General features: G+C 45.3%; 9 protein-coding genes. 6 read left to right on the forward strand and 3 right to left on the reverse strand.

Translation table 11 applies throughout. From position 1 onward, the window contains the following. Positions 1-49 precede the first annotated feature (49 nt). Together thiD and cytX are read left to right on the forward strand one after the other, a co-directional pair. Complete coding sequence (thiD, locus tag DW251_RS12385) at positions 50-856, forward strand: bifunctional hydroxymethylpyrimidine kinase/phosphomethylpyrimidine kinase (RefSeq protein WP_118301319.1); 807 nt, start codon at positions 50-52, stop codon at positions 854-856. A 2-nt stretch (positions 857-858) separates the two neighbouring features. Beyond that, the gene (gene cytX / locus DW251_RS12390) at positions 859-2019 is read left to right on the forward strand and encodes a putative hydroxymethylpyrimidine transporter CytX (RefSeq protein ID WP_021868846.1); all 1161 of its coding nucleotides are present in this window, start codon (positions 859-861) and stop codon (positions 2017-2019) included. 105 nt (positions 2020-2124) lie between these two features. Here cytX and DW251_RS12395 read toward each other — a convergent pair whose 3' ends face one another. The 3 genes from DW251_RS12395 to asnS all read right to left on the reverse strand — a co-directional run bounded on the left by DW251_RS12395 (position 2125) and on the right by asnS (position 6595). Further along, positions 2125-4014, reverse strand: a complete 1890-nt coding sequence (locus DW251_RS12395; protein ID WP_118301320.1) for an AAA family ATPase — start codon at positions 4012-4014, stop codon at positions 2125-2127. Between the two features lie 4 nt (positions 4015-4018). Continuing rightward, the gene (locus DW251_RS12400; RefSeq protein WP_118301321.1) at positions 4019-5089 is read right to left on the reverse strand and encodes a metallophosphoesterase; all 1071 of its coding nucleotides are present in this window, start codon (positions 5087-5089) and stop codon (positions 4019-4021) included. A gap of 114 nt (positions 5090-5203) precedes the next feature. After that, positions 5204-6595: an asparagine--tRNA ligase gene (asnS, locus tag DW251_RS12405; protein WP_021868843.1), complete on the reverse strand. Its 1392-nt coding sequence runs from the start codon at positions 6593-6595 to the stop codon at positions 5204-5206. Positions 6596-6991: 396 nt separating this feature from the next. On the opposite strand from asnS, the gene DW251_RS12410 reads away from it, so the two are divergent. The 4 genes from DW251_RS12410 to DW251_RS12425 all read left to right on the forward strand — a co-directional run bounded on the left by DW251_RS12410 (position 6992) and on the right by DW251_RS12425 (position 13810). Continuing rightward, positions 6992-8266, forward strand: a complete 1275-nt coding sequence (locus DW251_RS12410) for a glucose-1-phosphate adenylyltransferase (RefSeq protein WP_021868842.1) — start codon at positions 6992-6994, stop codon at positions 8264-8266. Then, positions 8263-9384 carry a glucose-1-phosphate adenylyltransferase subunit GlgD gene (gene glgD / locus DW251_RS12415; protein WP_021868841.1) on the forward strand — a complete coding sequence of 374 codons (1122 nt, stop codon included), beginning with the start codon at positions 8263-8265 and terminating at the stop codon, positions 9382-9384. The genes DW251_RS12410 and glgD overlap by 4 nt, the downstream gene beginning before the upstream one ends. 94 nt (positions 9385-9478) lie before the next feature. Then, positions 9479-9760, forward strand: a complete 282-nt coding sequence (gene spoVG, locus DW251_RS12420; RefSeq protein ID WP_021868840.1) for a septation regulator SpoVG — start codon at positions 9479-9481, stop codon at positions 9758-9760. Between the two features lie 453 nt (positions 9761-10213). After that, the gene (locus DW251_RS12425; protein ID WP_182433617.1) at positions 10214-13810 is read left to right on the forward strand and encodes an AMP-binding protein; all 3597 of its coding nucleotides are present in this window, start codon (positions 10214-10216) and stop codon (positions 13808-13810) included. Positions 13811-13914: the final 104 nt, after the last annotated feature.

Here is a 13914-nt window from a genome sequence, read left to right on the forward strand (position 1 = left end):
AACGTACATTGTATACACTGTGGGAATGCTGAGAAGGGAGAAGACGATTATGAAAACAGCATTAACGATCGCCGGGAGTGATTCCAGCGGAGGCGCCGGTATTCAGGCCGACATTAAGACAATGATGGCAAACGGAGTATTTGCCATGAGCGCGATCACAGCACTGACTGCGCAGAACACAACAGGAGTAGAGGCAATTTTAAATGCCACTCCGGAATTTTTAGGACAGGAATTAGACTGTATTTTTACTGACATTTATCCGGATGCAGTAAAGATCGGTATGGTATCAGACAAAGAGCTGATCTGCATGATCGCGGCAAAGTTAAAGCAGTATGATGCGAAAAATGTAGTAGTAGATCCGGTCATGGTAGCGACCAGCGGAGCGAGACTGATCAGTGAAGATGCTATTGAGACTTTAAAGGCAGAATTATTCCCGCTGGCAAAGATCCTTACACCAAATATACCGGAAACAGAAGAACTGACGGGAATGAAGATCACATCTGTCGCAGATATGGAAGCTGCCGCAAAGAAGATCTCTGAGACATATAACTGCGCCGTACTGTGCAAAGGCGGACATAAGTTAAATGACGCCAATGACCTGCTTTGGAGCGAAGGAAAAGGACGCTGGTTTGCAGGAAAGCGTATTGATAATCCAAATACCCATGGAACAGGCTGTACTTTATCATCTGCCATTGCTTCCAACCTGGCAAAAGGCTTTGATCTGGAAACTTCCGTAGAGCGTGCAAAGGACTATATTTCAGGCGCTTTGGCAGCAATGCTGGATCTTGGAAAAGGCAGCGGCCCTATGGATCATGGTTTTGCCATTGATAATGAATACACGAGGGAGGCAAAGTAAGAATGGAAAAGAAAACTTCCCTTTTTGATAATGGACTGATCTGGTTTGGCGCAGGTGTTTCCCTGGCTGAGATCCTGACAGGTACTTATTTTTCCACCCTGGGATTTGGCCGTGGACTTGCGGCTATCTTACTGGGACATGTGATCGGCTGCGTTCTTCTGTTTTTGGCAGGCGTCATCGGCGGAAACAGCCGTTTAAGTGCTATGGAGACAGTAAAGAGCAGTTTCGGCAATAAGGGCGGACTGTTTTTTGCCCTGTTAAATGTATTACAGCTGGTTGGCTGGACCGCGATCATGATCTATGACGGCGCACTGGCAGCAGGCGGTATCTTTTCTTCCGGACACTGGATCTGGTGCCTGGTTATCGGCGTTCTGATCATTGTATGGATCATGGTAGGTATCACCAATCTTGGAAAGATCAATACCGTTGCAATGACAGCTTTGTTTTTACTGACACTGGTACTGTGCAAGGTGATCTTTTTCAGTGGAAACAGTATTCTTACAGAGCCGGATGACAGCCTTTCCTTTGGTGCTGCTGTAGAACTGGCAGTAGCTATGCCATTATCATGGCTGCCGCTGATCAGTGACTATACCAGAGAGGCAGAAAAGCCGGTAGCCGCAACTGCAGTCAGCGCTGTGGTATATGGTCTGGTAAGCTGCTGGATGTATCTGATCGGTATGGGCGCATCTATCCTCACTGGTGAGTCTGACATCGCCCAGATCATGTTAAAGGCCGGTTTAAGTGTGATCGCCCTGATCATCGTAGTATTTTCAACTGTAACAACTACCTTCCTGGATGCTTATTCTGCAGGTATCTCCAACGAGTCCATTTTCCCACAGTTTAAGGGACAGTATGTGGCAGTAGCTGTTACGGTTGTGGGAACCATTGGCGCTATTGTGTTCCCAATGGATGATATTACCGGATTTTTATATCTCATCGGTTCTGTATTTGCGCCAATGATCGCCATTCAGATCGCAGATTATTTTATTTTACACAGAGACAGAAGAAAAACTGCATTTGATACCAGAAACCTGGTGATCTGGGTCATCGGTTTTGTTCTGTACCGTATCCTGATGAATGTGGACCTTCCTGTAGGAAATACACTGCCGGATATGATCATTACCATTATTTTGTGTGTGATCGCAGGTGCGGTATTACATTGAGGTAACAAACATAAGAAAATCCCCGTGTCTGTACATATTTGTACATAGACACGGGGATTGTTGTTATCTACCTGGAAAAACTATCAGGTGACATGTCTGTTTAGTCTAAATCTGTATCAGGTGGTGCTCAATTCCTTCGCTCTTTAATATAGCTTCTTCCCTCTGATGACAGGTAAAGATGATACACTGGCTGTCCCAGGCACCTGCAAGCCATTTTAAGGCAGTTTTTAAACGGTCATCGTCATAGAGGACGAAACTGTCATCAAAGATCAGTGGCATGGTGCCGCGGTCGCTGATAACCAGCTTTGCTGCGGCAAGACGAACTGCAAGGTAGATCTGGTCCATAGTTCCGCTGCTGACCTGGTCAATAGGAACCAGACGGGTTGGTGTGTTCATAAAGATATTTAAGTTCTGGTCAATGCTCATACTGCGGTAGATGCCGCCGGTAATACCTTCGATCAGTTCAGATGCAGTTTTATTTAAGTAAAGACCAAAAGAGTCGCGGATGGAAGTAGATAAATGGGTCATGGTTTCCTGGGCCAGATCAAGAGCATTTAATTCTTCCTGAATGCGCTCATTTTCTGTCAGAACATGTTTTAACTGCTCTGCCTCATTCTTTTTGGCAGACAGCTGTTCTAATTTCTGTTCCAGTTCCCACTGAAGCCGTTGCTGTTTCTCGATCTCGTCTGATACGCATTCTTCTTTTTCCTGGAGCCTGCTGATATCAGCTGCCATGGTATTTAAGGTATTTTCAGACTGTTCCACAGCCTTGCTTAAACGCAGGAAACCGGCCAGTTTTCCCTCTAACGCTTCCATTGCCTCTTCAGAAATAGAAGGGTCCTGCAGATGCTTTGAAAAGATCTCCTGAAGCTGTCTGGTTTCTGTATCCAGCTGCTTTTTAAAATGGCGGCTGCGGGCAAGTAGCATACTGCCGGCTACAGCAAACAGGATACCGCAGAGAATGGCTAATAAAGCAGGGATCTTTATAAGAGATCCAGAAAGCTGTAAAAACCGGGGCGCAAATCCTGAAAGCAGGGAAATGGCAGTATTTGGGAATAAGAGGAGGAACAGACCGCTTGCCAGCCCGGGGACTGCCATCAGAAACAGAAAAACAGCTCCGATCGTGCGGGAATGTTTGCTGCAGGCTTCTAAGGCGTTGTTGTAATCCTGGTAGTGTTTCCGGGCTTCTTCTGTATATTTTTCTACAGAGGCCTGATTTTCAAACTGGCTGTTGACCAGGATCTGCCGGCCTTTAGCCGCTTTTTCCAAAAGCACTTCTTTTTCTTTTTGCTTTTTATCCAGATCATTCTTTAACTGTCCCTTTTCCTGGCGCCTGGCTGTAAGGTGGTTGGCATATTCAGGGGCAGAGATCTCCTGCTCGATCTTGCGGATCTCACCAAGAATATTGGCATAACTTTTAGCTGCTTCCGGAACAAAATGGGCTTCCAGCTGCTTGCGCTGGTTTTTTAAATAAGCGCTGGCTTTGGTGATATTTAAAGCAATGCTTCCGGAAGTGTTCAGATTTGCGATATAATTTCGCAGTTCCGAGACCATTCCGCCGTCAGTGGCACATTTTAACTGACCGATACTGATGGTATTGTCATAGGCAGTTTCAGACAGGCCGCAGCGCAGCTTGTCCAATAATGCAGTTGTATTTTCTTCTTCTTTTCCTGAGGTTTCGTTGATCACGCACAGGCGCTTGTCCCCCTTCTGGAAACGGCGCTCAATGCGGTAAACTTCCCCGTCACATTCAACCCGCAGGAAACCTTCATAGACCCCGCTCTGGGTCCAGGGCTGAAATTTGGAATAGGTATCATTTTTAGAAGCGCGGCCCCGCTGGCGCTCAATGCCAAAGAGCATGCCCTTGATAAATGTATGTAAAGTGGATTTTCCGGCTTCATTTTTTCCATAGACTACATTTAAGCCATCTTCAAAGGAAATGTCCCTGTCATGAAATTTTCCAAAGCCGTCAATATGCAGACTGAGTATCTTCATTGGGTCAGCTCCTTTCGTCAGTAGTGTGGAGTAAGGCATTTACTCCATAATACAGTGCTTTTTTCTCTACAGGACTCATATCTTCTTTCTGAAGTGCCTGGATGAAAAATCCGATCATGTCACTGGAATGCTCTGCAAACAGGGCAGAAAAATCGTAATCCGGCTCTGTATCGTCAATAATTTCTGCAATGCGAAACTGTGCTTCCAAAGAAGATAAGTCGAATTCTATATCTGGGTCGCGCATGCCTTTTAAACGGAAACGATAAATATTTTCTTCCCCGCGTTTGCGGATCTCTGCCATGATCCGGTCAGCCAGTTCCATGTTTGTGGTTTCTCTGGAAACTTTTACTGCCAGAGGCAGATATTGAAGGGTGGCAGCAGGAACAAATTCCAGGTGTGTTAATTTATGGGTCTCAGGATGGATCTCGCCGGTAAAATATCCATGGACTCCCGTTTCTGTCAGATCCAAAGGTTCCGGTGATCCACAGTAAGCAATCTTATCCTCAGAGATCACCTGAGGTTTGTGGATATGTCCCAGGGCAATGTAAGAAAATGGGGATAACTCCAGGCTGTTAAAGTTAATAGGCAGATGGGCAGTGTCTCCGCCATGTGCCATCAGGATCTGGATATGATTGTTCACGGAAACCTGCATATCTTCTAACAGAGGTTTTTTGATCTCTCTGGTGTGATAACTGAAACCGTAAATTTCCGTATTGATATCCTCAAAATAAACGGAATTAAGGTCCGGGTCCATGAAAAAAGTAACATTGGGGCTCCATGAAAAGCTTAAAAGAGCGGAGTTTTCCCGTATGCGGTCATGATTTCCTGCAATGAGGATAACTTTTACATTGGGAATGGTGGTAAACAGATAGTTGACTTCTTTTAAGTCCCGCACCAGTGGCTGGCGATGGAACAGATCACCGCTGATGAACAGACAGTCTGCCTGCATTTTTCCAGCCTGGGCAATGATCTTCTTAAAGGTATCTTTGATCGCCTGGGCCCGTTCACTTCCCCAGGGTTTATCTGCATCGGGAGTCATTCCCCAGTGGATATCACCTGTGTGGATAAATTTCATGAATTTCTCCTTTAAATAGATATACTCCCGAAACGTTTCTTGCACCTGCGCAAAAGAGTCTCGAGAGTACATATGGTGCAAAACAGATGGATTGCTTTGCGTCGTATATTGATATTATAACTCGCAGTTATTTACAGTTCTTGGGAATGGGATAACGTCGCGGATGTTGGACATACCGGTCAGGTACATTACGCAGCGCTCAAAGCCAAGTCCGAAACCTGCATGACGGGTGGAACCGTATTTACGAAGATCCAGGTAAAAGCCGTAATCTTCTTTCTTAAGTCCCAGCTCATCCATTCTTGCAACCAGCTTGTCATAGTCATCTTCACGCTGGCTTCCGCCGATAATCTCGCCAATTCCAGGAACCAGACAGTCTACAGCAGCAACGGTCTTGCCGTCTGGGTTCATCTTCATGTAGAATGCCTTGATCTCCTTTGGATAATCAGTAACGAATACTGGTTTCTTGAAGATCTCTTCGGTCAGGTAACGCTCATGCTCAGTCTGCAGGTCGCAGCCCCAGGATACCTTGTAGTCGAACTTGTCATTGTGCTTCATTAACAGTTCCACTGCCTCGGTGTAGGTAATGCGTCCGAACTCAGAGTTGAGAACGTTGTTTAAACGGTCTAACAGACCCTTGTCTACGAAGTTGTTGAAGAAGTTCATCTCTTCCGGAGCATGTTCTAATACATACTTGATGACATACTTTAACATGCCTTCTGCAACGCGCATATCATCATCCAGATCAGCGAAGGCCATCTCCGGCTCGATCATCCAGAACTCAGCTGCATGACGGGTGGTGTTGGAGTTCTCTGCACGGAAGGTAGGTCCGAAAGTATATACGTTGCGGAATGCCATTGCGTAGGTCTCTGCGTTTAACTGGCCGCTTACAGTCAGATTGGTTGGCTTTCCGAAGAAATCCTGCTTGTAATCAACGGTTCCGTCTTCATTCTTTGGAATGTTGTTCAGATCCATAGTAGTAACCTGGAACATTTCACCTGCACCTTCACAGTCGCTTCCTGTGATCAGTGGGGTGTGGACATAAACGAAGTCCTTTTCCTGGAAATACTGATGGATGGCATAGGCAATCAGGGAACGTACGCGGAATACGGCCTGGAAAGTGTTGGTCCTTGGACGTAAATGTGAAATAGTGCGCAGGTACTCGAAAGAGTGGCGCTTTTTCTGCAGAGGGTAATCAGATGCAGATGCACCTTCAACAGTAACCTCAGTAGCCTGGATCTCAAATGGCTGCTTTGCCTGTGGGGTAGCAACTAAAGTACCTTTAACGATGATAGCGGTTCCAACGCCTAACTTGGAAACCTGAGCGAAGTTTTCCAGAGTGTCGTGGTAAACAGCCTGAAGTGTCTCGAAATAGGTTCCGTCGCTGATAACGATGAAACCGAATGCCTTGGAATCACGAAGGCTGCGGATCCATCCGCCAACGGTAATTTCCTTGTCCAGGAACTTTTCCGGATTTTTATAAAGTTCTCTTACTGTAACTAAATCCATGATGAGTAATATCTCCTTTTCTCCAATACAAAATTTCTAAAAGCAAAAATGCAATATTATAAGGTATTATAAGGTATTTCACATAATGTTTCAAGGTTTTCATGCGTTTATGCAGGTTTTCCTAGCGCTTTTAAATGCAGGGTCCCGGTACAGCCATGAAAAGGAAAAAATGTCCCACCTACCAACACACTTGGTTAATGGCGGGGGACATATAGTGCCCGGAGGATTTTTAGGGCACAACATCTTGGGAAAAGTGTAAAATATAAAACATGATATCGAAAAATGTCGGAAAACTGCATAAAAAACACAAAATATATTAAAATATTTGTGTACTATTTATAAAGTTTGTGGTATAATTATGTTTACCAAAATTATATAACAGCAAGAGGTGATAACGTGATTAAAAAAGAAATGATTGCCATGCTTTTAGCTGGCGGACAAGGAAGCCGTCTTGGCGTTCTTACACAGAAAGTAGCCAAGCCGGCGGTATCTTTTGGGGGGAAGTACCGAATCATTGATTTTCCGCTGAGTAACTGTATCAACTCCGGTGTTGACACCGTTGGTGTTCTGACACAGTACCAGCCTTTACGTTTAAATTCACATATCGGAATTGGTATTCCGTGGGATTTGGACAGAAATGTTGGCGGCGTGACAATCTTACCTCCATACGAAAGAAGCAAGGGAAGTGACTGGTATACCGGTACTGCCAATGCTATTTATCAGAACCTGGAGTATATGGAAGCATATAACCCAGAGTATGTGCTCATCCTTTCCGGTGACCACATTTACAAAATGGACTATGAAGTAATGCTTGATTATCACAAAGCAAATAATGCGGATATCACCATTGCTGCTATGCCGGTACCGATCGAAGAAGCAAGCCGTTTCGGTATCCTGATCACTGATGAACATAACCGTATTACAGAGTTTGAGGAAAAACCAGCTGTTCCAAGAAGCAACCTGGCTTCTATGGGTATCTATATCTTCAGCTGGCCGGTTCTGAAAGAGGCTCTGATCAAGATGAAGGACGAGCCTGGATGTGACTTTGGTAAACATATCATTCCATACTGCCACGCAAAGGGCGACCGCAGCTTCGCATATGAGTACAATGGCTACTGGAAGGATGTAGGTACTCTTGGCTCTTACTGGGAAGCAAACATGGAGCTGATCGATATCATTCCTGAGTTCAACCTGTATGAAGAATACTGGAAGATCTACACCAAGAGTGATGTGATCCCGCCTCAGTACATTGCTTCCGATGCTCACATTGAGCGCAGTATCGTTGGCGAAGGTACAGAAGTTTACGGTGATGTTATCAACTCCGTTATCGGAGCAGGCGTTACCATTGCAAAGGGTGCTGTTGTTAAGGACTCTATTGTTATGCAGGGAAGCGTCATCGGCGCAGGCACATCCGTTGAAAAGGCCATTATCGCAGAAAATGTAAAAGTTGGTTCCGATGTTCAGATCGGTGTTGGCGAATACGCACCAAGTACATATGACCAGAAGGTATATCAGTTTGACCTGGCTACCATCGGCGAGAACTCCATTATCCCGGACGGCGTAAAGATCGGAAAGAATACCGCCATAGCAGGCGAGACCACCGTAGGCGACTATCCTGATGGATTACTGGCAAGCGGAAATTACATTATAAAGGCAGGTGGCGTGAAATGAGAGCAATCGGTATCGTATTAGCAGGTGGTAACAGCAAGAGGATGCGGGAACTGTCCAGTAAAAGAGCAGTGGCTGCTATGCCGGTTGCAGGAAGCTACCGCAGTATTGACTTTGCATTAAGCAATATGACAAACTCCCACATTCAGAATGTGGCTGTATTTACACAGTATAACTCCAGATCCTTAAACCTTCATCTGAGTTCCTCCAAGTGGTGGGATTTCGGACGTAAGCAGGGCGGACTGTATGTATTTACACCATCCATTACTCCTGAAAACGGAGACTGGTACCGTGGTACAGCAGATGCTCTTTACCAGAACCTGACCTTCTTAAAGAACAGCCATGAGCCATATGTAGTTATCACCTCTGGTGACGGCGTTTATAAGCTGGATTACAACAAGGTTCTGGAATACCATATTGAGAAGAAAGCGGATATTACCGTTGTCTGCAAAGATATGGAAGAGGGAACGGATGTTACCCGTTTCGGATGCGTTAAGTTAAATGATGACGGACGCATCACTGATTTTGAAGAAAAGCCAATGGCTTCTGACGCTACCACCATTTCCTGTGGTATCTATGTTATCCGCAGAAGACAGCTGATCGAGCTGTTAGAGCGCTGCGCAGCAGAAGACAGATACGACCTGGTAAATGATATCCTGGTACGTTATAAGAACTTAAAGAGGATCTATGCTTATAAGTTAGACAGCTACTGGAGCAATATTGCAACCGTTGATTCTTACTATAAGACCAACATGGATTTCTTAAAGCCGGAAGTAAGAGATTATTTCTTCAAACAGTATCCGGATGTTTATACCAAGATCGATGATCTTCCACCGGCAAAATACAATCCAGGAGCAGTTGTTAGGAACAGCCTTGTTTCCAGTGGATGTATTTTAAATGGTACGGTAGAAAACTCTATCCTCTTTAAGAAGGCATACGTTGGAAATAACTGTATCATCAAGAATTCTATTATCTTAAATGATGTTTATATTGGTGATAATACAGTGATCGAGAACTGTATCGTAGAGAGCCGGGATACCATCCGCGCCAATACAACCTATATCGGAACACCTGATAACATCAAGATCGTTATTGAGAAGAATGAACGCTACACACTGTAGATAAGTAGTAAATAGTGCGGCCCGTTTTTTTCTGATTCCTTCAGAAGGGGTGCAGCACGGGGGCTGACGGAGGAAGCGGAAGGAGTATTAAAGCATGCAGGTAACAGATGTGAGAGTAAGACGGGTGGAGAAAGAAGGGAAGATGAAAGCAATCGTCTCCATCACCTTAGACAATGAATTCGTGATCCACGATATCAAAGTCATTGAGGGAGAAAAGGGATTGTTCATCGCCATGCCAAGCCGCAAGGCAGCAGATGGCGAATACCGCGACATCGCCCATCCGATCAATTCCGGTACTAGGGAAATGATACAAAGCATCATCCTGGATAAGTATGAAAGTACTTTGCTGGAGAATGAAGAAGAAGCGCTTGCATAAGCGGCGGACCACTGGTGACAACAGGCACAATCATGTGATCACCTTAAACAAAAGATAAAAGGCAGCGACAGCTGCAGCAGGGATACCCTGGACCAGAAAATATGGCAGATGCCATGACTGGTCCGGGGTATTTTTATGTCGCTATAAATGAAAGCCAGTTGTTACATGCCTTCGGCACTCCCACAACTGCCGCCCGCATTCGTAATCCGGGCTATTGCCCTGCTTACTCATGCAGGCTTGGTTGCCAAATAGTTTGAAATTCAAAATATTAGCATTGCATGTGGGGAGTCTCTGTGCTATAGTTAGGGCGTAAATGTTTATTAATAGACATTAATAGACATTGTGTACAATAAAATGAACGATCACCCGCCAGAGCGGGTCGATCCGTTGTTATGTGTTGAAAGGGAGCTGCCGCTGGCAGATCTTTCAAGTGGTTTTATGAGGAGAAAAGCAATGATTTCATACGAGAATACAAAGACAGTAAGAGACCTGGTCTGGAATACGGGAAGAGAGTATGCCGGACGGGTATTTTTACGCTATGAGGAAAATGACGTAGTATATGAAGTAACTTATGATGAGTTTGCAACTCAGTGCCGCGGGGTAGCTGCCTGGCTGCGGGAGCAGGACGCGGCAGCGGGCCACAAGGTAAGAGTAGGATTAATGGGAAGCAGCAGTCACCATTACCTGGTATTTTTATTAGGCGTTATGGCCAGCGGAAATGTAGTGGTTCCCTTAGATGTACAGTTAAATGAAGAGACCTTTGCAGATAATGTAAACCGTTCTGACCTGGATATTTTATTTTACGACTGGGATCATTATGGCCTGGTAGAAGCAGTAAAGGAGAAATGTCCACGCCTTCGGGCCTGCATTTCCTTACAGCACGGAAAACATGTGCCATGTTCGGACCAGATCTTAAAGGGATATGCAGGGATCAGTGTCGATCCGGTGGTTTCTGAGGAAGACTGTGCTATGGTGCTGTTTACATCAGGAACAACAGGCAGAGGAAAGGGCGTTATGCTTTCCAACCGCAACCTGATGGATAATAACTTCTGCACCACAGATAAAGACCATCCTGAAAAAGAAGTTTACTTAAATATCCTTCCCATCCACCATGTATTCTGCATCAACGGTGATGTATTTACGGTCATGCGTTATGGAAGCGTTTTGTGTCTGAACCGGGACATGGCCCGTCTGGCAGCCCATATCCAGCTGTTCCAGCCTACTGTGATCCGTATGGTGCCTATGGTGGCAAAAGCCCTTTACAATAAGATCGCTATTCTTTCCAGACAGGACACAGGTCGTTCTATGAATTCCATTAAACAGGAGGTGCTGGGAAAGCGCCTGCACAAGATCATCAGCGGCGGCGGTTATCTGGCGCCGGAGCTGGCTGCTAATTTCAACCGTCTGGGTATTTCCATTGCACAGGGATACGGCATGTCGGAGTGCTCTCCAAAAATATCATCCCCGGACTGGAGCAGACCGGATAAAGTGGCATCTGTAGGAAAGATCGTAGACCGGTGCCAGGTGCGTATCGTAGATGGAGAGATCCAGGTAAAAAGCCCTTCTGTTATGATGGGATATTATAAGGAGCCGGATAAGACAGCAGAGGCGATCACAGAGGACGGCTGGCTTTGTACAGGTGACCTGGGCTATGTAGATGAGGAGAATTTCCTGTATCTTACCGGCAGAAAGAAAAACCTGATCATCTTAAGCAATGGTGAAAATGTGGCACCGGAGCAGTTGGAGAACCTGTTTGTGGACGACCGGCTGATTGAGGATATCCTGGTATATGGGGAAGATGACATGATCGCAGCGGAGATTTATCCAAACTTTAAGTATGCAGACGCTGCAGGCATTGATCACATTGAGGAAACAGTGGCTCAGATCATTAAAAAGCACAATGAAGGACTTCCTTCCTATAAGAAGATTGCCCGTTTCCATCTGCGTGACATTCCATTTGCGAAAACTTCTTCCAAAAAGATTATCCGCAGCCAGTATTTCAGCCAGAAGAAGCAGGAGGCAGAGGAGCAGGTCAATGTACATAAACCGGAAAATGATCTCCAGCAGAAGATCTATGATGCAGTATCTGCCGTGTTAGGCCACAGCCGTTTTGGCATTGATACCGACCTTTACAGCGCAGGACTGGATTCTTTGGGAAGTGTGCTGCTTCTTACAGACCTGTATGAAAAACTGCAGCTTTCCATGACCTTAAATGACCTGTTAGAGCATGGTTCTGTTTTAAAACTGGAAGCTCTTTATAAAGAGCGTGCTGCTGAGGGAAAGAAAGAGTTTGAGGTCCGTGACATTTATCCACTGACCAATTTACAGCTGTATTTTGCCTATGTAATGCGGGGAAATACAACAGCCAACCTGCCATTTTTATTTAAACTGGATCCACATGTAAATGTGTACCTGTTAAAGACAGCAGTAGAGAGAATGTTTGATGTGCATCCGGAATTAAAATGCGTGATCCAGCTTCATGAAGGGGCATACAAGAATTTTAGAAAGGATGACCGCAAGGTAGATATTCCTCTGATCACCTTAAGCGATGCCCAGTGGGAAGAGACCAGAAAGGGACTTTTACGCCCATATATGTATACAGAAAATGAGCCTCTTTACCATGCGGGCATTTATATGACAGAGTCCGCCAATTACCTGTTTTTAGATATTGCCCATATTATGGGAGACGGCATGACTATGAATGTGCTGTTTGAGGATATCAATGCTATTTATGCAGGAAAGCAGGTGGAAAAGGAGAAATATACATTTTACGAGTATATTTTAGATGAAAAAGAGCGGGATGCCAAAGGGCTCAGACAGGAAAATGAAGCTTATTTTGCAGATCTGATGAAGGGCTTTAAGATCAGAAAGAGTATCCTTGCAAGATGTGACAGTCATGACCTGGAACAGGGAGAAGACGGCGTTTTAAAGGAACATTTTAAGGGGATTAACCGGGGCAGACTGTTATCCTTCTGCCGCAGAAACGGCATTTCTGAAAATGTAGTGTTCTTAACTGCCTTTAATTACTGCATTGGTCTGTTCAGCAATGAAAAAGATACGGTAGGCACCAGCATCCACAGCGGAAGAACGGACAGCCGCTGGAACCGACTGGCAGGACCATTATTCCTTACCTACTATTTCCGCTGCACCCAGAAGACGGATGAAAGCGTAAAAGAACTGCTCCAGACCTCCGGAAAGCAGATCATGAAGACCATGGGCTGCTATATTTCCAACCTTCATGCAGATGAAATGTTCTTTCAGTACCAGGGAGATATTTTAAATATCGATCAGATCGGCGGCTGGCCGGTGGAGCGTGAAAAGATACAGCTAGATGCGTTGCCATTCCATTTACAGGTTATGTGGGATGAAAAGGGATATTATTATGAGCTGCGTTACTGGAAGAACCGGTTTGACACACAACTTTTGAAGCTGTTTATGACAGTTATGGAGCAGATCGTGGCAGCTATGGAAGAGGAAGGACAGGCGGCAAACCTGAAAAACCGTCTTTCTGTAGATCTGTTCCCGCTGCATTACCATATAGAAGCAGGAAAAGTCAACGAAGCAGCCGGCTGTGAGCTGATTCCGGGAGTGGATGAAAATGAACAGGTAAAGGCATATGTATTGGATGAAAGCTGCCGCAAACAGCCATTTGGAGCCTGGGGCAAGCTGTATATCATGGATCATCCTACCCTTGGATGGAGTGATAAGATCACCAATCCTTATGGACCGGGAATGCTGTACCAGACAGGAAGGGAAGCACGTATCATGCCGGACGGCCGCCTGGAATTTCTGGAACAGGGCGGACGCACTGTGATGCGGGAAGGTCTTACCGGCAGAAAGTTCTTAGATCTTTATAAGCTGGAGCAGACTTTAGAGAGCGCAGACGGTGTTACAAAGGCAGAGGCCTATGTCCGCTACGGCGAAGGCAATAAACTGGTACTCCAGGCAGATGTATGGGGCGTTTCTGAAGCTGATACAGAGCGCTTAAGGGCTTATGTAAGGGAACACTGCGGGGAAGCCCTGGTTCCTGAGTGTATTTCCTGTTTTTAAGCGGTTTTAAGGGGATTTTGTTATTGTAGTTTTTCTCAAAACACGGTAGAATAGAAAGGTAGCCCATTTTTATGGGAATGGGAGCGAAACGTTATAAATCAATA

Origin of the sequence: Clostridium sp. AM22-11AC, from assembly GCF_003473545.1 — a bacterium.
Lineage (GTDB): Bacteria > Bacillota > Clostridia > Lachnospirales > Lachnospiraceae > Enterocloster.

Excerpts from the sequence above, each read along its gene's own strand:
- thiD (WP_118301319.1), top strand. The coding sequence starts at position 50 with ATGAAAACAGCATTAACGATCGCCGGGAGTGATTCCAGCGGAGGCGCC.
- cytX (WP_021868846.1), top strand. The coding sequence starts at position 859 with ATGGAAAAGAAAACTTCCCTTTTTGATAATGGACTGATCTGGTTTGGC.
- DW251_RS12395 (WP_118301320.1), bottom strand. The coding sequence starts at position 4,014 with ATGAAGATACTCAGTCTGCATATTGACGGCTTTGGAAAATTTCATGAC.
- DW251_RS12400 (WP_118301321.1), bottom strand. The coding sequence starts at position 5,089 with ATGAAATTTATCCACACAGGTGATATCCACTGGGGAATGACTCCCGAT.
- asnS (WP_021868843.1), bottom strand. The coding sequence starts at position 6,595 with ATGGATTTAGTTACAGTAAGAGAACTTTATAAAAATCCGGAAAAGTTC.
- glgD (WP_021868841.1), top strand. The coding sequence starts at position 8,263 with ATGAGAGCAATCGGTATCGTATTAGCAGGTGGTAACAGCAAGAGGATG.
- spoVG (WP_021868840.1), top strand. The coding sequence starts at position 9,479 with ATGCAGGTAACAGATGTGAGAGTAAGACGGGTGGAGAAAGAAGGGAAG.
- DW251_RS12425 (WP_182433617.1), top strand. The coding sequence starts at position 10,214 with ATGATTTCATACGAGAATACAAAGACAGTAAGAGACCTGGTCTGGAAT.